The following is a 20074-nucleotide window of genomic DNA, read 5'->3' as shown; positions in this document are numbered from 1 at the left end:
CCCTCTCCCCCATTTATGGGGGAGAGGATAAAGGTGAGGGGGCGGACCTCTCCGGATCACATTGCTTGGCCCCGCATGGCTGGACCGCCGCACACCCCTCACCCTACCCTCTCCCCTCAGAGAGGGGAGAGGAGGCTTTGACGGGGCGAGTTCATAACAGGCCCCCGTCCCCCAACATCGCCTCAAGCGTCTCCAGCCGGTCCGCTTCGGCAGCCGGTTTGTCCCAGCGGATGCGATGAATGCGCGGGAAGCGCATGGCGACGCCCGATTTGTGGCGTGGCGAGCGATTGAGCCCCTCGAACGCGATCTCCAGCACCAGGCCGAACTCGGGCCCCGCCTTCACCGCGCGCACGGGCCCGAAGCGCTCGACGGTATGCGCCTTCACGAACGCGTCGAGCTGTTTGAGCTCGGCATCGGTGAACCCGAAATAGGCCTTGCCAACAGGGGTCAGCGCCTCGCCGTCCTCGCCCGCGCGCCAGACGCCGAAGGTGAAATCGGAATAGAAGCTCGACCGCTTGCCGTGGCCGCGCTGGGCGTACATCAGAACCGCGTCCACCAGAAACGGATCGCGCTTCCACTTGAACCATTCCCCACGCGGACGCCCGGGCAGATAGGGACTGGCCAGGCGCTTGATCATCACGCCTTCGGCATGGGCGTGGGGCGGATCGGCGCGCAGGGCGTCCAGCGCCGCCCAGCTTTCAAACCGGATCGGTGCCGACAGATCGATCCGGTCCGAGCCGAGCGCCGTCACAAACGCCTCCAGCCGCGCCCGGCGCGCCGCGAAGGGCAGCGCGCGCAAATCGTCCTCACCCTCCACCAGAAGATCATAGGCGCGGATAAAGGCGGGATGGCGCGTCACGATCGCTTTGGACACGGTCTTGCGGTTCAGGCGCTGCTGCAGATCACCGAAGGGGGCCGGCCCGCCATCGCCGGCGCGCACCAGGAGTTCGCCGTCCAGCGCGCCTTCATAGTCCAGCGCCGCCAGCACATCGGGAAAGGCGTGGGAGATATCGTCCCCGGTGCGCGTGTAGAGCCGGCGCACCCCGCCCTCGCTCACCGCCTGCACGCGGATGCCGTCCCATTTCCATTCCGCCTGCACGTCGTCTGGTGCCAGCGCGTCGAGATCGCGCGGTGCCACCGGGTGGGCCAGCATGACGGGGCGGAAGGGCGATTTCGCCGCGCTCTCGGGCCGCTTGGCCCGGCCCTCCAGCCAGGCAAACAGAGCCTCATAGGGCGGCACCAGCCCGTGCCAGATTTCCTCGATCGCATTGACCGGCACGCCGCCATATTGCGCCAGCGCCGTCTTGGCCAGCCGCGCCGATACCCCCACGCGAAGCCCGCCGGTCACCAGCTTCAAGAGCGCCCAGCGCCCGGTCGCGTCCAGCGCATCCAGCCAGGCCTCGATCTGGGCGGGTGCCTCGGCGCGGGTCATCGTCTGCAGCTTGGCGATCACCTCGGCCAGATCCGGCGCACGATTGGCACTGCGCCGCGCGGGCCAGATCAACGCCACGGTTTCAGCCAGGTCTCCGACATAGTCATAAGACAGGGCAAACAGCACCGGATCCGTGCGCTCCGCCGCCAGCGCCCGGATCACGCCGGCCTTGGCCCCGCGAAACTCCAGCGCCCCGGTCAGCGCCGCCAGCGCCAGCCCCCGCTCCGGGTCCGGCACCTGCCCGAAATGCACTTCCAGCGCGCGCAGCTTGCCATTGCGCTGCGGGGTAAAGGCCAGCTGGTCCAGCAATCGCGCAAAACGCTCCATGGCGATGGATATAGCGCGCGGGGGCGGGACACGGCCAGCACAGCCCTCTCCCCCTGACGCCCCGCTTCACACCTGCCAGAATCCCGCCACAGCCGCCCGCCCCGATTGCGCGCCCCGCCAGCGATCCGGTATAGGCTGGCACGACCCTTCTTTCCGGCTCGTCATATAAAGGAGCGCCCCCGCTCATGGCCGCGTATCAGTATGTTTATCACATGGACAAGCTGTCCAAGACCTATCCGGGTGGCAAGCCGGTGTTCACGGGCATTTCGCTGCACTTCCTGCCCGACGCCAAGATCGGCGTGGTGGGCACGAACGGGTCGGGCAAATCGACCCTCCTGCGCATCATGGCCGGCCAGGACACCGATTTCGCCGGCGAGGCCTGGGCCGAAAAGGGCGTGCGCGTGGGCTATCTGGCCCAGGAGCCCAAGCTCGACGAGGCCAAGACGGTCTGGGAAAACGTCATCGAGGGCTCTGAAGACAAGCGTATTTTCGACGCCTACAACGCCATCGCCATGCGGCTCGCCGAGGAGTATTCCGACGAGCTGATGGAGGAAATGAACGCCCTTCAGGAACAGGTCGACGCGCGCGACGCCTGGGACGTGGATTCCAAGATCGAAATGGCGATGGAGGCCCTGCGCTGTCCGCCAGGCGAGGCAGCGGTGACCAATCTGTCAGGCGGCGAGCGGCGGCGCGTGGCGATCTGCCAGCTTCTCCTGTCCAAGCCCGACATGCTGCTGCTGGACGAACCGACCAACCACCTCGACGCCGAAAGCGTGGCCTGGCTCCAGCACCATCTGGAGAATTATCCCGGTGCCGTGCTGATCGTCACCCACGACCGCTATTTCCTCGACGCCATCACCACCTGGACGCTGGAACTCGATCGCGGCCAGGGCGTCCCCTATGAGGGCGGCTATACCCGCTGGCTGGAACAGAAATCCAAGCGCCTGGCGCAAGAGTCGCGCGAGGAAAGCGCCAAGCAGCGCGCCCTCAGCCGCGAGCTGGAATGGATCCGGGCCAGCCCGAAAGCCCGCCAGGCCAAATCCAAGGCGCGTATCAAATCCTATGAGCAGATGCGCGACGAGGCTGATCGCGACAAGGTCTCCACAGCCATCATCCGCATCCCGCCGGGCCCGCGCCTGGGCGGCAATGTGGTGGCGTTTGAAAACGTCTCCAAAGGCTTTGAAGACAAGCTGCTGATCAAGGACCTGACCTTCAAGCTGCCGCCGGGCGGCGTGGTGGGTGTGATTGGCCCCAACGGCGCGGGCAAGACCACGCTGTTCAAGATGATCATCGGCGAGGAGACGCCCGATACCGGCTCCGTCACCCTCGGCGAGACGGTCAAGCTCGGCTATGTGAACCAGAGCCGCGACGCGCTGGACCCGAAGAAGAACGTCTGGGAAGAGATTTCCGGCGGCAATGACATGCTCGACCTGGGCGGCCGCGAGGTGCCCAGCCGCGCCTATGTCGGCGCGTTCAACTTCAAGGGCGGCGACCAGCAGAAGAAGGTCGGCGTGCTGTCTGGCGGTGAGCGCAACCGGGTGCATCTGGCCAAGATGCTCAAGGAAGGCGGCAATCTCCTCCTGCTCGACGAACCGACCAACGATCTCGACGTGGAGACCCTGTCGGCGCTGGAAGTGGCGCTGGAGGATTTCCCCGGCTGCGCCGTGGTCATCTCCCACGACCGCTTCTTCCTCGACCGCATCGCCACCCACATCCTCGCGTTCGAAGGCGACAGCCATGTGGAATGGTTCGAGGGCGCCTTCTCCGACTATCTCGAAGACAAGAAGCGCCGCCTCGGCACCGACTCGCTGGTGCCCAGCCGCGTGAAATTCCAGAAGTTCGCACGGTAGCCATCACATTGCCTTCCCGGACGCCCCGGCATTCAGCCGGGGCGAGCCGGGACGGCAGGGGTGGCGTGAATTAGCTTGCTGTCCCCCGGCGTGAGGGTATCACTGCCACGCGGCAAGTTGGCGCTAGTCCCCCCTCACAACGGAATATTATCGTGCTTTTTCCACGGATTGGTCAGTTGCTTGTTGCGCAGGGTGCGCAGGGCGCTGATCAGGCGCAGGCGGGTGTTGCGCGGCAGGATGACGTCGTCGAGATAGCCGCGCGCGGCCGCCACGAAGGGGTTGGCGAAGCGGTCTTCGTATTCTTTCGTGTGGGCGGCCATCTTGTCCGCATCCCCCAGATCGGCCCGGTGGATGATTTCCGCGGCGCCCTTGGCGCCCATCACCGCGATCTCGGCTGAGGGCCAGGCATAGTTGATGTCGCCGCGCAAATGCTTGGACGCCATCACGTCATAGGCGCCGCCATAGGCCTTGCGCGTGATCACCGTGAGCTTGGGCACCGTGGCCTCGGCATAGGCGAACAACAGCTTGGCGCCGTGCTTGATCAGCCCGCCATATTCCTGGCGCGTGCCGGGCAGGAAGCCGGGCACGTCGACAAAGGTGATGATGGGGATTTCAAACGCATCGCAAAAGCGCACGAAGCGCGCGGCCTTCTTGGAGGCGTCAATGTCGAGCACGCCCGCCAGCACCAGCGGCTGGTTGGCGACAAAGCCCACGGTCTGGCCTTCCAGGCGCCCGAACCCGATGACGATATTGGCGGCGTAGGACGGCGCGATCTCGAAGAAATCGCCCTCGTCGGCGGTCTTCACGATCAGCTCGCGGATATCATAGGGCTTGTTGGGGTTGGGCGGGACCAGCGTATCGAGGCTGTGCTCGACGCGGTCGGGCCGGTCGGCCACGGCGCGCACGGGGGGCTTCTCGCGATTATTCAGGGGCAGGAAGTCGATCATCCGGCGCACCTGGACCAGCGCCTCGATATCATTCTCGAACGCCGCGTCGGCGACACCGGATTTCTTGGCGTGGACGGACGCGCCGCCCAGCTCTTCGTGGGTCACCACCTCATTGGTGACGGTTTTCACCACGTCCGGCCCGGTCACATACATGTAGGAGGTGTCCTTCACCATGAAGATGAAGTCGGTCATGGCCGGCGAATACACGTCCCCGCCCGCGCACGGGCCCATGATCACGCTGATCTGCGGAATGACGCCCGAGGCCAGCACATTGCGCTGGAAGATTTCCGCGTAACCGCCCAGCGCATCAACGCCTTCCTGGATGCGCGCCCCGCCCGCGTCGAACAGGCCGATGATCGGCGCGCCGTTTTTCAGCGCCGCGTCCTGCACCTTGCAGATCTTGCGCGCATGGGCCAGCGAGAGCGAGCCGCCGAACACCGTGAAATCCTTGGCGAACACGTAAACGAGGCGGCCATTGATGGTCCCGGACCCGGTGACCACGCCATCGCCGGGGATTTTCTTGTCCGCCATGCCGAACTCGGTGCAGTCATGCTCGACAAACATGTCGAACTCTTCAAAAGAGCCCGGATCCAGCATGACATCCAGACGCTCGCGCGCGCTCAGCTTGCCCTTGTCGTGCTGGGCCTTGATGCGCGCCTCGCCTCCGCCCAGGCGCGCTGCCGCGCGCTTGCGCTCGAGCTCATCAATGACGGCTTTCATGAATCAGGTGTCTCCCGCACAGAACCGGTGTCCGGCGTTAGCTAGCACCGGCGCGCCTGCCTGGGCAAATGGTCAGGCCGCCGCGAGCGGCCACAATCGGGCGAACAGGCGCTCGCCGGCAGGGGCTTCTGCGCCGGGGTCCGCCAGCGCCACCTCGATCGCCCGGTCCGCCGCACCCAGCATCAGCTGAGCCAGAGGCGTGTCATCCACATCGGCCCGCACTGATCCGTCGCGCTGACCATTGCGCAATATGTGAGAGACGATGCGCAATCGCTGGGCGCGCCAGCCGCCATCGCCGGACTCCCACGTGCTGGGCGGCAGGTGCAGCCACAACGCACTGGCCGCATCGGGGTGGGTCCGGGCGAAGTCGCACAACACCCCCAGCACGCCCTGCAGGCGGGCCTTCACGCCCACCGCGGTGCGCGATGCCGCGTCCATGGCGGCCACCAGCGCCTCAAGATCAGGCGCCAGCACGGCACCGGGCAAGGCCTCCTTGCCGCCGAAATATTTATAGAGGGTGGCAAGGCTTAACCCCGCCGCCTTGGCGGCTTCGCGCATGCCCAGGCGCTCCAGCGGTCCCTGGCTCATCAGCCCGAGAATCGCGGCGCGCGCCTGCTCGCGCTCATCCGCGTCGAGTGATCGTCCCTGCGCCCTCTGGGCGCCGCCGGCCAATGCTGTCATGGGAGTCCCCCGCCCCGGAACCACAGACATAAGGCGGGACCCGGCGCGCCGGGTCCCGCCCTGTCCAGACTATTCCGGTTTGCGGAAACGCAGCGTCATGCGGTCAGTTTCGCCGATCGCACGGGCTTCTTCGCTGTCGCTGCTGGGCATGCGCGTCCACACCCCGCCATCGGCGTCAGCCGGATCGTTGGGATTGGCGTTGACCTCGGACGCGCCCTCAAACACGAAGCCGCGCGCTTCGAACGCAGCGATCAGGTCGGCCTGGCGCATATAGCCGCGGCTGCCATTGGCGCGGTCATCGGCCTCGTCCGCCGGGGCGCGATGCTGCACCACGCCCGCAATGCCGCCCGGCGCCAGCAGCGTCCAGGCGTCATTGACCGCCATCTCCAGATTGCCGGTGCGGGCCATGTTGTGCAGGGCGCGGATATACAGCACCCGGTCGGCGGTTCCGGCCAGATCATCAGAGACCTCGCCAAAGCGCGTCATGCCATCCACTTCGCCGCCCCAGGCCGCGGCCTGAACCGGGAAGGACTGCTCCAGCCCGGCGGCGGCCGCCCGGCGCTCGTCCGTCATGCGGTCGCCAAAGAGCGCTTCCAGCACCGGCATGGGATAGTTGATGGCCATATAGCGGCCAGAGGTTTCGGTGTAGGGCAGCAGGATGCGCGTGTACCAGCCGCCGCCCGGCAGGGCCTCGACCACGGTATGGTTCGGCTGCACATCGAAGAAGGCGAGCGTTTCACCCGGGTTGCGCCACTCGTCGCGGGCGCGGTCGCCATCGCGGCGCGCATCGGCCAGAACATCGTCCAGGCTGGTTGCGCCGGCAGCATCCGCCATGGCGTCACCGGCGTCCTCAGCCGCGTCCTGCATCGTTTCGGCACCGTCTTCCATGGCCGTCGCGGCGTCTTGTGCGCCCTCTTCCATGGCACCGGCGCTGTCCTGATTGTCCTGCGCCGGGTCGGCGCAGGCAGCCAGCAAAGCCGCAGCGGCGATAGTCGTCATCCAGATCGATTTCATGATTATTCTCCTGTTAGCCCTCAGGCTGGCGCACGGTATAGCGCAAGCCCGCCACAAAATCGCCCCCTTTTCGAATGCGGCCATGCCCGCTCAGGCCGATTTTCCGGCGTGCACCAGCGTCTCCTGATTGCCGTCCGACCCGGTCACCGGGCTTGGCGCGCGGCCCGCCACGATCCAGCCCGCTGCTTGCAGCCCGGCCCCCACATCATCCAGCGCCCGCGCGGCAGCCTCTTCATCGCGCACCACCCCGCCCTTGCCCACAAACGCGCGCCCGACTTCGAATTGCGGCTTGAACAGCGCCACCAGATGCGCGCCCGGCGCGGCCAGCGCCAGGGCGGCCGGCAGTACCTTCATCAGGCCGATAAAGCTGGCGTCGCACACGATCAGGCTGGGGGCTTCAGGCAAATGGGCAAGCGTCAGCGCCCTGGCGTCCAGCCCCTCCAGGCTGGTCAGGCGGGGGGCAGCCTTCAGGTTCGGGTGAAGCTGGCCGTGGCCCACATCCACGGCGGTCACATGACGCGCGCCGCGCGCCAGCAGGACCTGGCTGAAGCCCCCGGTGCTGGCACCGACATCGAGGCACACCCGCCCCGCCGGGTCGACGGCGAAGGCATCCAGGCCGGCCACAAGCTTCAGCGCGGCGCGGCTGACATACGGGTGGGCCGGCTCGGCCTCCACCCGCGCGCCGTCAGGAATGGTGCGCGAGGGCTTGTCGATCGTCTGCCCGTCCACGCGCACGCAGCCCGCCGCGATCGCGGCCTGGGCGCGGGCGCGGGTGTCGAAATATCCATGTCGGACGAGATACTGATCGGCGCGCATCGGCGGTCTCTACCACGAGATCGCCGGCATGGTCAGGGAATGCATTGCTTTTGTGAAGCCGCCGGTGTATAGGCTGTCAGTCGATTTTTGGCCGGTTACTTTGGCCGCGTAGTTACGCGCTTCCCGAACGATCCCCCGAAATCCGATGTCACCTGCCCTCTCGGGGGCGTTTGTTACTCTGTATATAAGGAATACCCCATGGCTACGGGAACGGTTAAGTGGTTCAACACCACCAAAGGCTACGGCTTCATCCAGCCTGACGACGGCGGCAAGGACGTGTTCGTCCACGCCAGCGCTGTCGAGCGTGCTGGCATGGGCCCGCTTCAAGAAGGTCAGCGCCTTCAGTACGAAGAAGCGCGCGACCAGCGCACCGGCAAAACTGCCGCTGCGAACCTTGTGGCGGCTTGAACCGCTAACTGACCTAACGGTTGGGCAAAAGCCCCCGGATCCAAGCGGATCCGGGGGTTTTTCTTTGCGCGCAAGTCAAAGCTATGAGGCTAACCGCGCCGGCGCCAGCCGATCCGCCCGCGCGTGACATTGAGCGCGATCCAGACCCCCAGAAGCGCCACCGCCATCAGATACCAGGTCAGCGCATAGGCGCCGTGGCGTTCGGGCGGCGTGGCGGTAATCCAGTCGGGCGGACGGCCGTCATCCACCGCCAGCCACCAGTCCGCCATGAGCGATCCGGGGGCGAGCTCCAGCGATGTCTCCATCGTGGCAGCGTCGAACGCGTAAAACTCATCACGCTCAGGCGTATCCGCCGCGCCGAACAGGCCCCGGCGCAAGGGTGGCTCCAGCCGCAGCCCCGCGCGCGCCGCGCGAACGCCGGGTGCCGTGGCGGCTTCAGTCGCGGCGGTCGCGGCGCTCAGGGGCGCAAACCCGGCCTCGATCAGGATGAAACCTGCGTCTGCACAGTCGGGCAACGGCGCGGGCGCAAACAACCGCCAGCCCGGAGCTCCGGCGGCGCTGCGGCCAAACACCCGCACCACACGCGCGCCATCAGGCTGCGCCCCTGAAACCGGTTGACCGGCGCGCGGCGCGGCGCAGATGGCGTCCAGGCTGGCGGGTGGCGCATTGGTGATGGCGGCATGCTCGGCCAGCAGGCCCTGCTTCCAGCTGCGCCGGTCCAGCTGCCAACCGCCCAGCGCCAGCAAAAGCGCCAGCGCCATGACGGTCAGCAGGGTCAGGACCGGATAGGGGCGGAAGATGATCATGGCGCGCCCGTGCCATCACTGCCGTCATCGCCGGCATCGATCCGCCCTTCCGCCGCTGCGTGCTGGTGTTGCAGGGCGAACATGACGGCGCGAAACGGGCGCATCAGCGCCAGGCTCAGCCCCGCCGTCAGCGGCAGCCAGAGCCCGAAATGAAGCCAGAGCGGCGGGCTGAACACGACCTCGGCCACCAGGGCCATGGGCACCACGATGAAGCCGACGGCGAACATGATGAATACGGCCGGGCCGTCACCCGCATCCTCGCCCGAAAAGTCGAGGCCGCAGGACGCGCAGTGATCCGCGAATTTGAGAAAACCCGCAAACAACTCCCCTTCCCCGCAGCGCGGACAGCGTCCGCGGAAGCCTGCGAGAAAGGGGTTTGCCTGTGTCACCTGGCGCGGCGGCCTATTGATAGGCGACGTAGATGAATACGAACAGGAACAGCCAGACCACGTCGACGAAGTGCCAGTACCAGGCCGCCGCCTCAAAGCCGAAATGCTTCTGGGCGCTGAACTGCCCGGCCATCAGGCGCAACAGGCAGACCGCCAGGAAGATCGTCCCGATGATCACGTGGGCGCCATGGAAGCCCGTGGCCATGAAGAAGGTCGCGCCGTAGAGATTGCCGGAGAAGTCGAAATAGGCGTGGGTGTATTCGTACACCTGCACGCAGGTGAACAGGAGGCCCAGACCCACGGTCAGCGCCAGGCCCAGCCGCGCGCCCTTCCGGTCGCCGTGCTGCAGGGCGTGGTGCGCCCAGGTGACCGTGGTGCCCGACAGCAAAAGGATCAGCGTGTTGATCAGCGGCAGGTGGAAGGGATCGAACGTCTGAACGCCCGGAGGCGGCCAGGTTTCCCAGCCCGCGAAGTCCGCGCCGATCGGCCCGCCATCCCAGCTCGCTCCGGCCCGCACCTCGTGGAACAGGGCCATCTCGAAGAACACCCAGAACCACGCAGCGAAGAACATCACTTCGGACACGATGAACAGGATCATGCCGTAGCGCAGGCCCAGATCGACGACCGGCGTGTGATCGCCCTTGCGTGATTCCTTGATCACATCGCCCCACCAGCCGATCATGGTCCAGCCCACGATCAGGAAGCCCAGCACCATGATCCAGGGCTGACCTGCGCCCAGGAAGAAATGCGCCCAGCTGGAGGTATCCGTGACCAGGCCCTTGGTCAGCACGACAAAGCCGATGGCCAGCACGAACGCGCCCAGCGATCCCACGAAGGGCCACGGGCTCGGATCCACCAGGTGATAGTCGTGTTTGACGGCGCCGCCAGCCATGCTCATCTCCAACCAGTCTGTTCACGCGAACGCGCTATGCGCGCGGTGTATAGCCCCGGCAATGCCGGTCATCAATCAGTCTGCGGCGCCCCGTATCAGGACGCCCCGGCGACTTCCAGAGCGCGCGAGTCGCCCGCGCGCCAGAACGTATAGGACAGGGTGATCGTCTGCACGTCATTGAGCTGCCGATCCTCATCCATTTGCGGGTCGACAAAGAAGATCACCGGCATGTCAACGGTTTCGCCCGCCGCGATCGTCTGCTCGAGGAAGCAGAAGCATTCCAGCTTGGCGAAATACGTGCCGGTCTTGAACGGGGCGACATTATAGCTGGCCACGCCCGTCACCGGCTCGGACGAGGTATTGGTGACGCGGTAGAAGGCCAGTGCCGTTTCGCCCAGGCGCACGCGCATGGAGCGCTGCAGGGGTGTGAACTCCAGCGGCACACCGCGCGCCAGCGAGGCGTCAAAGCGCACCGTCACTTCGCGGTCAATGATCTGGCCGGGATCATACTGGGCCACCTGGGTCGTGCCGCCATAGCCCGTTACCCGGCAGAACAGATCGTAGATCGGCACCGCGGCATAGGCCATGCCCACCATGCCCGCGACCAACGAGGCGCAGATCACCACGACGCGCGTATTGCGCTGCAAACCGTTGAACCAGCTGGCAATCCTCATCCCGCCGCTCCCGCATTCCAGTTGGAGGTCATCTGGACGACCGTGGTCAGGAAGATCAGGACCACGAACGCCACCAGTCCGAAGGCAATCGCGCCATTGCGTTTGTTGCGCGCCGCTTCCTGCTCGGGCGTCAGCTTGACCGTGGGCTTGTACTCGTCCTGGTTCATGGCGCTATCCCGCCCCGCCCGGCAGGGGCCAGTGCACGCCCGCGCCATGTTCGGCCAGCAGGGCCGCGAACAGGAGTGCCAGGTGGGCTATCGAATAGGCGAACAGGTCGCGCGCCGACTTGTCGCCCGCGCGCACCGCGTACAGCGCGTCCTCGGCACCCGGCATATCGCCCGCCCGCGAGGCATGGACCCGCAGCGCCAGCAGCGCGAACAATGCGCCGCCAAGGCCCGCCGCAATCGCATACATCCAGCCGCCCAGGCCCGTGACCAACGGCCCGGCCGTGGCTGCGAGATACAGGCCCGTATAGACGAGGATCTGGATGCGGGTGGATTTGGCACCGCGCGCCACCGGCATCATGGGCACGCCCGCCGCCGCGTAATCGCCCGACTTGTACAGCGCCAGCGCCCAGGAATGGGGCGGGGTCCACAGGAAGATGATGGCGAACAGGATGACCGCATCCACGCTGACCGAACCGGTCGCTGCCGCCCAGCCGATCACGGGCGGGAAGGCACCGGCCGCACCGCCGATGACGATGTTCTGCGGCGTCAGGCGCTTCAGCCACATGGTGTAGATCACGCAGTAGAAGGCGATGGAGAAGGCCAGAAGGCCCGCCGCCACGTAATTGGTGGCCATGCCCATCAGCAGGACCGAGGCCAGGCTCATCACACCGGCAAACGTATAGGCTTCCGGGCGCGGCACGCGGCCTGTGGGCACCGGGCGGCGGCGCGTGCGCTTCATCACCGCATCGATATCGGCGTCATAGGCCATGTTGAACGCGCCCGCCGCACCCGCACCCACGGCGATGCACAAGATCGCAATGGCAGCCGATAGCGGATTCATGGCCACCGGCGCGGCCACCAGGCCGGCCAGGCCCGTGAACACCACCAGCGCCATGACGCGCGGCTTCATCAGGGCGATGTAATCGCCCACGCCCGAACCCACAGCCGGCGCGGAAGCGGCGGCGGTGTCGATGGCTTCGGGCGGCGCTGCGTGTGCAGCGCCGCCCTGATCGAGGGATATCGACGGTGTTGTCGTCACGGGAGGCGTTCCGATCAGGCCCTGGGCCTATTTGATCCGCGGCAATTCGTTGAACTGGTGGAAGGGCGGCGGAGAGGACAGGGTCCACTCCAGCGTCGTTGCGCCCTCACCCCAGGGATTGGCTTCCGCCGGGCGGCGCCGGATCGCGGCTTCGATCAGCAGAACGAAGAACACGATCATGCCCGCGGCCATGATCACATAGCCCACCGACGAGACCTGGTTCCAGAACGTGTGACCGTCGGCGAAGTCCACATAGCGCCGCGGCATGCCCTGCAGACCCAGGAAGTGCTGCGGGAAGAAGATCACGTTGGCACCGATGAAGAACAGCCAGAACTGGGTTTTGGCCAGGATCGAGCTGTACTTCACACCCCAGATTTTCTCGAACCAGTAGTAGAAGCCCGCGAAGATCGAGAACACCGCACCCAGGCTCAGCACGTAGTGGAAGTGCGCCACCACGTAATAGGTGTCGTGCAAGGACGCATCGATACCGGCATTGGCCAGAACCACGCCCGTCACGCCGCCCACGGTGAACAGGAAGATGAAGCCGATGGCCCACAGCATGGGCGTGCGCAGCGTGATCGACCCGCCCCACATGGTCGCGATCCAGGAGAAGATCTTGATACCCGTGGGCACCGCGATGATCATCGTCGCAGCCACGAAATAGGCCTTCAGGTTCACGTCCATGCCCACGGTGTACATGTGGTGGGCCCACACGATGAAGCCGATGAAGCCAATGGCCACCATGGCGTACGCCATGCCCAGATAGCCGAATACCGGCTTCTTGGAGAAGGTGGACACGATGTGGGAGATCATGCCGAAGCCCGGCAGGATCAGGATGTACACTTCGGGGTGGCCGAAGAACCAGAACAGGTGCTGGAACATGACCGGGTCGCCGCCACCGGCGGGATCGAAGAAGGTCGTCCCGAAATTGCGGTCGGTGAGCAGCATGGTCAGCGCGCCCGCCAGGACCGGCACGGCCAGCAGCAAGAGGAAGGTCGTCACCAGCATCGACCACACGAACAGCGGCATCTTGTGCAGGGTCATGCCCGGCGCACGCATGTTGAAGATCGTGGTGATGAAATTGATCGCGCCCAGGATCGAGCTGGCGCCCGCGATATGCAGCGACAGGATCACCAGATCGAAGGCCGGCCCGTTATGGCCCGATGTCGACAGGGGTGGATACATCACCCAGCCGCCGCCAAACCCGTCCTCGCCGCCCACGCCCGGCACGAACATGCTGATGATCAGCAGCATGAGCGAGAACGGCAGCAGCCAGAACGAGATGTTGTTCATGCGCGGGAAGGCCATGTCCGGCGCGCCGATCATCAGCGGCACGAACCAGTTGCCGAACCCGCCGATCATCGCAGGCATGACCATGAAGAAGATCATGATCAGGCCGTGCATCGTCACGATGACGTTGTAGTTATGCTCATTGCCCCAGAAACCGCCATTGAAGACCTGGAGACCCGGCTCGGCCAGCTCCCAGCGGATCAGGCCCGACATCACGCCCCCGATAACCCCCGCGATGATCGCGAAGATCAGGTACATCGTGCCGATGTCCTTGTGGTTTGTGGAATAGACCCAGCGCTTCCAGTCCCAGAGGCTGGGGGTGTGATCAGCGTGATCGGCGGCGGCAGAAGACGACATATTCGCTCTCCTTAGCGGGCGGAGGCCAGCTGCGCGTCACCGCGCAGCGAGTCATAATAGGCGGTGAGGACGTCGATGGCCCCATAGGGGTCGGCCTGGGCGGCCTCGGTCCAGGCATCGAAAACCGGCTGCGGCACCACATGCACTTCAATCGGCATGAAGGCGTGGCGGATGCCACAGATTTCCGAGCACTGGCCGTAGAAAATGCCCTCGCGGGTGGCCTGGAACCAGGTCTCGTTCAGGCGGCCGGGAATACCGTCCATCTTGATCCCGAACGACGGGATGGTCCACGAATGGATCACGTCAGACGCGGTCACCTGCATGCGCACGACCGCGTTGACCGGCACCACGACGGGCACGTCCGTGGTCAGATTGCGGTGCGCGGTGAAGGGGTGCTCGCCCAGAAACTCGTCATCCACCATGCTGGACACGAACTCGAAACCGCCATGGTCGGGGTATTCATAGGTCCAGTTCCACTGATTGCCCGTGGTCTTGATCGTGAAGTCCGCTTCGGGAATCACATCCTGATCATACAGGAGCCGGAAGGATGGCACGGCGATCAGCACGAGAATCAGGATCGGCACGACCGTCCAGAGCACTTCCACCGTCATATTGTGGCTGAATTTCTTCGGCTCGGGATTGCGCTTATGGCTGTAGCGCACCATCGCCCAGACCAGAAGGGCAAGCACAAACAAGGAGATGCCGAAAATGATGATCAGCAGAAGCGTGTGGAAGCTGTAGATCTGGTCCATGATCGGCGAGGCCGACGGCTGGAAGCCCAGATCGCCATCGGTGGGGATGCCCACAGGCGTCCCCGACGCCGCGGCGGCGAAGCTGATCAAGGCGGCAAGGGCGGTCAGAACGGTCGAGAAACGCATCGTTCCCCCAGGGATTTGAACGGTTTAAGACGCAGACCCGGTGACCGGGCACTCGTGGGCAGCACGGTATATACGCCGCCATGGTTACGCTGTCAGGGGCGGTATAAGCGCCTTTTTGTCGCAACGCTTTAGGTTTTTTCACCCCGATGGCACCTTTCGCAAGCTGGCCGCCGGCACCTGGGTTTGCTACCGTGCACAGCACCTGCCCCGCCCCGGACCGCTTGAGGAAGCCGCCATGTTCCCATCGCCCGCAACGCGCCTGAAAACGGTGGCCGCACGGATGACCGCCGCCGCCCTGGCCGCCATGGCGGCCGCCCCCGGTGCGCTTGCCCAGGCGCGCAGTGGCGGTGATCCGGTGCTCGACACGGCCAAAGCCGAATGCGAATCAGCGGCCCGCGCCAGCGCCCCGCCCGCCCGTGCGCTCGGTGCCTGCGATCTGGTATTGCGCGCGGACGGCATGATGCCCGCCGACCGTGCCCGCGCCCTGACCAATCGCGGCGTCATCGCGCTCAAGCGCAATGACGTGATGGCAGCCCGAACCGATCTGGAAGACGCCGTGCGCGAGGATTCCGGCCTGGCCGAGGCCTGGCTCAGCCTGTCCGCAGCGCGCATCCGCGCCGGTGCCAACGACGCGGCCATCGAGGCCGCGCGCGAGGCCGCAGAGCGCGGCGCCGATCCGGCGCTGGCACGCTTCAATATCGCCATCGCGCTGGAACGCGCCGGCCGTTATGACGACGCCTACGACGCCTATGTGGAGGCTGCGCGGCTGGATCCTGATAACCGGCTGCTCTCCGCCCAGCCCGCCCGGTTCGTCCGCCATCAGGGCTGAACGGGGCTGTTAGGCCGCCCGCCACCCGGGATGACCCCGGCGCGGGCGCATGGTAGGCGTGCGCCCATCGCTGCGCGCGTTTCCGCCCGGCTCAACCCATCGCAAGGGACCTCGCCCCGCCCATGAGCGACACGATCCATATCGCCGTCCTGCAAAGCGCCTTCAGCCTGGACATGGACGAGAACATCAAGACCGTCTCCGCCCTGGTGCGTGAGGCGGCGGCAGGCGGCGCGCAGGTGATCCTGCCGCCCGAGCTGTTCCAGACCCATTATTTCTGCACTAGCCAGGAAGAGCGCTGGTTCGCCCATGCCTACCCGGCCATGGAGCATCCGTGCGTCACGGCCATGCAAACCCTCGCCGCCGAGCTCAATGTCGCCATCCCGGTCTCCATCTTCGAGCGCGAGGGGCCGCGCTATTATAATTCGCTGGTCATGCTGGACGCGGGCGGCAAGGCGCTGGGCGTCTACCGCAAGAGCCATATCCCCGACGGGCCGGGCTATCAGGAGAAGTACTACTTCCGCCCCGGCGATACCGGCTTCAAGGTCTGGGACACCGCCTTCGGCCGTGTCGGCGTGGGCATTTGCTGGGACCAGTGGTTCCCCGAATGCGCGCGGGCCATGACGCTGATGGGTGCTGAGGTCCTGCTCTACCCCACCGCCATCGGGTCAGAGCCGCATGACGGCAGCCTCGACACCGCCGCGCGCTGGCGCCGCGCCATGCAGGGCCATGCGGTGTGCAATGTCATCCCCGTGGGTGCTGCCAACCGCATCGGCGACGAAAACGGCCAGGTCTTCTACGGCACCAGCTTCATCTGCGACCATACCGGCGAGGTCCAGGCCGAGCTCGGCCGCACCGAGACCGGCGTGCTCAGCGCCCGCTTCGACCGCCGCTTCCTCGACACCCACCGCGCCGCGTGGGGCTTTTTCCGCGATCGGCGGACGGATCTGTACGGACCCCATTTTTCATGACCCTGAACCAACGCACCGCCAAGCTGACCCTGCGCAATGCCACGCTGGAGGATGTGGATGCGATCCTGGGGCTGCAGGCGCGCGCCTATCCCACCATGACGCCCGATCCGCCCTCGATGATCCGTGGCCAGATCTCCACCTTCCCCGAGGGTCAGTTCATCGTGGAGTTTGATGGCGAGGTGGTGGGCTGGTGCGCCAGCTTCGTCATCGACGAGGCCGCGGCCTTTGCGCCCCATGACTGGGCGGGCATCACCGGGGGCGGTTTCGCCGCGCGCCACGATCCTGACGGCGAGTGGGTCTATGGCATGGAGGTGGCGGTGGACCCCGCCCGGCGCCGGCTGCGCATTGGCGAGCGGCTCTATGTGGCGCGCCACGCCCTGTGCGAGGACTGGGGCCTCAAGGGCGTGGTGTTTGGCGGGCGGCTCTCGGGCTACAAGCGCAAGCGGCGCCTGTATGACACGCCCGAAGCCTATCTGGCCGCCATCGAGGCGCGCGAGCTGCGCGACGGCGTCCTGAATTTCCAGATGCGCATGGGCTATGAGCCCGCCGGCGTCCTGCACAATTACTATCCCGAAGACACCGATGCGGGCGGGCACGCCGCCCTGATGGTCTGGCGCAACCCGTCCTATACCGAGGGGCAGGGCCCGGGCCGCCTGCCCTCGCCCAACACGGTGCGCGTGGCGGCGGTGCAGCTGAAAACCCGCGCGGTGGAGAGCGTCGCCGAGTTTGAACGCACGGTGGAGTTCTTCGTCGACACCTGCGCCGAGTATGACGCCGATTTCTGCGTCTTCCCTGAAATGTTCACCGTGCCCCTGCTGGCGCTGGAAAAGCGCAAACTCAACGCCGAAGACAGCATCGCCACGCTGACGCGCCACACCCGGCGCTTCGTCAATTTCATGAGCGCGCTGGCCGTGCGCTACAATATCAACATCATCGGCGGCTCCCACCCCACCGAAACCGATGACGGGGATATCCAGAACGTCGCCTATGTCTTCCTGCGCGACGGCTCGATCCACACCCAGGAGAAAATCCACCCCACGCCCAATGAGCGCTTCTGGTGGAATATCCGCGGCGGCGACACGGTGGCCGCCATCCCCACCGATTGCGGGCCCATCGGCGTGCTGATCTGTTATGACAGCGAGTTTCCTGAACTGGCCCGCCGCCTTGCCGACGAAGGCGCCAAGATCATCTTCGTGCCCTACGCCACGGACGACCGGCCGGGCCATTTGCGGGTGCGCTATTGCGCCCATGCCCGCGCCATCGAGAACCAGCTCTATGTCGTCACCGCCGGCAATGTGGGCAATCTGCCCGGCGTGGCCAATATGGACGTGAACTACGCCCAGTCGGCCATCATCACCCCGTGCGACTTCCCCTTCGCCCGCGACGGCCTGGCCGCCGAAGCCAGCGAAAACGTCGAAACCATCGCCGTGGCCGATCTGCACATGGATTCGCTCGCCGAAGCGCGCCGCTCCGGCACGGTCAGGAATTTGCGCGACCGGCGGTTTGATTTGTACCGGATCGTGTGGACGGACCGGGGGTAGGCTGCTCGTTCGAGGTTCGCGGGTAACCGGTCTGCCGCAATCCGCTCAGCTTGACCTGTCCCGTTAGAAAAGCCCTAGATATCCGAATAATCACTTTGCTTTGCTTTAACGACCACATGGCGGCCTGACAGTGTAATGCCCAATGGCACACCTAAGGAAGTCATCGGCATCTCAATCGAGGCAGCCCAAAAGCAGCCCACTCCCCCCAGCCTGTGCCATTGTCACTAATCACAATATCCAAGCCTTCATTCGTCGCTGGCAAGGATACGCCAAGCCAGTGGCTCGCGGTGAAAATGCGAATCTCAGGAGAGTCGCCTACCGATAAAGTTATCCCTTGACGTCCTGGACCAGTAAACACCGGCAAGATTGCGCCATCGGGTACGCTCGACAAATGTATAACGGAGCGCGCTGTCGCTTCATCTCCACCAAGCCAGCTACCAAAAGCCTCGAACTCGGCCAATACGGAGCTATGGAAGCCCTCACTGGAAAATGTTCCAGACACAGAGGCAGAAAGCGGCTCGGCACACCATTCTGATTTGGGCACGATTTGAACTGGATCGGACGCCGAAAACTCGTCCCTCAACATCATTACATTATTGATGTCGAAATTGAAATGAACCATCGACATGGGAAAATGACTCAAAGAAGCAAATGAATGACCAATTATTTCCATGCCCGTACTTCGGCCAATCAAATTAACGATTTCCATTGAATATCGATCGTTTAAACTTCTAAATTCAATAAGCGCTCTGTCCTCTCGCATAACCCTCCCAATGAATTCAACCGGATTATGATACTCATCCCAACCGTCAACAGCTTCGGCATTGAGGCCAATAAGTACTTCATAAAATTCGCGCTGCGCCACAAATTCATCACGCCGACTTTCAAAAGACAAAGCCGCCCGACTAAAATCGAGAGCCGATATTCCCGGCTGTACGCACATGATCGCAACGAAAGATATAAAAAATATACGATCTCGTTTTATTTTTAACAATTCAATTAAATTGGAAGCTGTATACAGCGCCAGGAAAGCTATTATTGGTATCAAAAATGAAAAATTGCGCGCAAAAAATACTGGCTTTATTGAAAAGTATATTAAAAATAGGAAACTTGAAGCAGCTATGAAGGCAATAGCCCATGATTGCTTTTTAATGGCGAAAAATAGCGAGAATGCCGATAAAACAATCGTTATGAAACCTATATGGCTTTGCGTTTGGTTGAATGAGTGCAAGATTCTCACACTGGCATTGCCGTCCGGTCTACCAAAAGGATAGTGTGCGCCAGAATACTGCTGCATCAGCGCTCGAATACCATCAAATGTGCCAGCCGGATCAGCTAGCGCCTCAGGGGCGCCTATTGCAATACCGGCAATACAGCCCAAAACAGAGCAACAAAACAACCAAAATGCTGAAGGCATGTAACGGATTAACTTTTTAAAGTCTGCTTTAACTTCATAGTGGACGAGGCACATTATTAAGAATGACTGAATCCAGATAAAAATTAGGGAAAATTTTGATGATATTAACAGCCCGCCCAGCACACCGATAGCAAGCGCCCTCAATAAAACCCCTATCTTATTTTGCAGCGAAATGTAAATTATTAAAGAGTATAATAAATAAATAAATGCTTCAGGCCTTATCGATATTGCTTCTGATAAAAATTGATACGACAGTGCCGTTAATATAATTGAAGAGATTGAAATAACTGGGCTTGCCATCTTTTGGAAAGCCATAAAAAATACTATCAGAGATATTGACGCCATTATATTAGGAATGTATCTAAATTAAATCGCATTTTCATTGAATAATCTTTCATCAAAAAATCCAATTAATTTATATAGCATTATTGCCGATGAAAAGTTGTACTGATTCGATGGGTAGTATCTTGCGACATCTTCTACATTGGCCCAGTTGGTGCCATATGAATTTTGCTCATTCATATTTTCTAGCACGGAAACTACAATTTCTTCATCAATCAGATGTCGCGTAATGCTACTGGATAAATAGAGCGCATTAGCCAAAAATAATATAGCTACAGCAAACGATATAT

19 protein-coding genes are annotated in these 20074 nt (G+C 63.5%); 5 read left to right on the top strand and 14 right to left on the bottom strand.

What is annotated here, in order from left to right; genetic code table 11:
• Positions 1–151: 151 nt before the first annotated feature.
• A complete protein-coding gene (locus tag L2D00_01820; protein ID WBQ13436.1) occupies positions 152–1759 on the bottom strand; it encodes a cisplatin damage response ATP-dependent DNA ligase in 1608 nt (535 codons plus the stop codon).
• A 185-nt stretch (positions 1760–1944) separates the two neighbouring features.
• Here L2D00_01820 and ettA point away from each other — a divergent pair, with 185 nt between their 5' ends.
• Entirely contained in the window at positions 1945–3609 is a 1665-nt protein-coding gene (gene ettA, locus L2D00_01815; GenBank protein WBQ13435.1) for an energy-dependent translational throttle protein EttA, read from the top strand.
• Between the two features lie 134 nt (positions 3610–3743).
• On the opposite strand, the gene L2D00_01810 is transcribed toward ettA, so the two are convergent.
• The 4 genes from L2D00_01810 to L2D00_01795 form a co-directional block, all read right to left on the bottom strand.
• Positions 3744–5276 carry an acyl-CoA carboxylase subunit beta gene (locus L2D00_01810; GenBank protein WBQ13434.1) on the bottom strand — a complete coding sequence of 511 codons (1533 nt, stop codon included), beginning with the start codon at positions 5274–5276 and terminating at the stop codon, positions 3744–3746.
• Positions 5277–5348: 72 nt separating this feature from the next.
• A complete protein-coding gene (locus L2D00_01805; protein ID WBQ13433.1) occupies positions 5349–5957 on the bottom strand; it encodes a TetR/AcrR family transcriptional regulator in 609 nt (202 codons plus the stop codon).
• Between the two features lie 69 nt (positions 5958–6026).
• A complete protein-coding gene (locus L2D00_01800) occupies positions 6027–6971 on the bottom strand; it encodes a hypothetical protein (protein WBQ13432.1) in 945 nt (314 codons plus the stop codon).
• A 90-nt stretch (positions 6972–7061) separates the two neighbouring features.
• Positions 7062–7787, bottom strand: a complete 726-nt coding sequence (locus L2D00_01795; GenBank protein WBQ13431.1) for a TlyA family RNA methyltransferase — start codon at positions 7785–7787, stop codon at positions 7062–7064.
• Positions 7788–7985: 198 nt separating this feature from the next.
• On the opposite strand from L2D00_01795, the gene L2D00_01790 reads away from it, so the two are divergent.
• A complete protein-coding gene (locus tag L2D00_01790; protein ID WBQ13430.1) occupies positions 7986–8195 on the top strand; it encodes a cold-shock protein in 210 nt (69 codons plus the stop codon).
• Between the two features lie 89 nt (positions 8196–8284).
• Here the strand turns inward: L2D00_01790 and L2D00_01785 are convergent, their stop codons facing one another.
• The 8 genes from L2D00_01785 to coxB all read right to left on the bottom strand — a co-directional run bounded on the left by L2D00_01785 (position 8285) and on the right by coxB (position 14687).
• A complete protein-coding gene (locus tag L2D00_01785; protein WBQ13429.1) occupies positions 8285–9001 on the bottom strand; it encodes an SURF1 family protein in 717 nt (238 codons plus the stop codon).
• Positions 8998–9324: a DUF983 domain-containing protein gene (locus L2D00_01780; GenBank protein ID WBQ13428.1), complete on the bottom strand. Its 327-nt coding sequence runs from the start codon at positions 9322–9324 to the stop codon at positions 8998–9000. Before L2D00_01780 ends, L2D00_01785 begins: the two co-directional genes overlap by 4 nt.
• 79 nt (positions 9325–9403) lie before the next feature.
• Positions 9404–10282 carry a cytochrome c oxidase subunit 3 gene (locus L2D00_01775; GenBank protein WBQ13427.1) on the bottom strand — a complete coding sequence of 293 codons (879 nt, stop codon included), beginning with the start codon at positions 10280–10282 and terminating at the stop codon, positions 9404–9406.
• 95 nt (positions 10283–10377) lie between these two features.
• On the bottom strand, positions 10378–10956 hold the full coding sequence (locus L2D00_01770) for a cytochrome c oxidase assembly protein (protein ID WBQ13426.1): 579 nt from the start codon (positions 10954–10956) through the stop codon (positions 10378–10380).
• Positions 10953–11123 carry a hypothetical protein gene (locus L2D00_01765; protein WBQ13425.1) on the bottom strand — a complete coding sequence of 57 codons (171 nt, stop codon included), beginning with the start codon at positions 11121–11123 and terminating at the stop codon, positions 10953–10955. Before L2D00_01765 ends, L2D00_01770 begins: the two co-directional genes overlap by 4 nt.
• A 4-nt stretch (positions 11124–11127) precedes the next feature.
• Complete coding sequence (gene cyoE, locus L2D00_01760) at positions 11128–12162, bottom strand: heme o synthase (protein ID WBQ13424.1); 1035 nt, start codon at positions 12160–12162, stop codon at positions 11128–11130.
• A 27-nt stretch (positions 12163–12189) separates the two neighbouring features.
• Entirely contained in the window at positions 12190–13809 is a 1620-nt protein-coding gene (gene ctaD, locus L2D00_01755) for a cytochrome c oxidase subunit I (GenBank protein WBQ13423.1), read from the bottom strand.
• An 11-nt stretch (positions 13810–13820) separates the two neighbouring features.
• A complete protein-coding gene (coxB, locus tag L2D00_01750) occupies positions 13821–14687 on the bottom strand; it encodes a cytochrome c oxidase subunit II (GenBank protein WBQ13422.1) in 867 nt (288 codons plus the stop codon).
• A gap of 235 nt (positions 14688–14922) precedes the next feature.
• On the opposite strand from coxB, the gene L2D00_01745 reads away from it, so the two are divergent.
• The 3 genes from L2D00_01745 to L2D00_01735 all read left to right on the top strand — a co-directional run bounded on the left by L2D00_01745 (position 14923) and on the right by L2D00_01735 (position 18025).
• A complete protein-coding gene (locus tag L2D00_01745) occupies positions 14923–15516 on the top strand; it encodes a tetratricopeptide repeat protein (GenBank protein WBQ13421.1) in 594 nt (197 codons plus the stop codon).
• 122 nt (positions 15517–15638) lie between these two features.
• Positions 15639–16484, top strand: coding sequence for an N-carbamoylputrescine amidase (aguB, locus tag L2D00_01740; GenBank protein ID WBQ13420.1), 846 nt, complete (start codon positions 15639–15641; stop codon positions 16482–16484).
• Positions 16481–18025, top strand: coding sequence for a GNAT family N-acetyltransferase (locus tag L2D00_01735; protein ID WBQ13419.1), 1545 nt, complete (start codon positions 16481–16483; stop codon positions 18023–18025). Before aguB ends, L2D00_01735 begins: the two co-directional genes overlap by 4 nt.
• A gap of 160 nt (positions 18026–18185) precedes the next feature.
• Here the strand turns inward: L2D00_01735 and L2D00_01730 are convergent, their stop codons facing one another.
• Positions 18186–19757, bottom strand: coding sequence for a hypothetical protein (locus tag L2D00_01730; protein ID WBQ13418.1), 1572 nt, complete (start codon positions 19755–19757; stop codon positions 18186–18188).
• Between the last annotated feature and the right edge of the window lie 317 nt (positions 19758–20074).

The sequence above is a fragment of the Hyphomonadaceae bacterium BL14 genome (assembly GCA_027627705.1).
GTDB lineage: Bacteria > Pseudomonadota > Alphaproteobacteria > Caulobacterales > Maricaulaceae > Oceanicaulis.
Note: the sequence above shows the minus strand (reverse complement) of the source record. Positions and strands in the feature narration are given on the sequence as shown.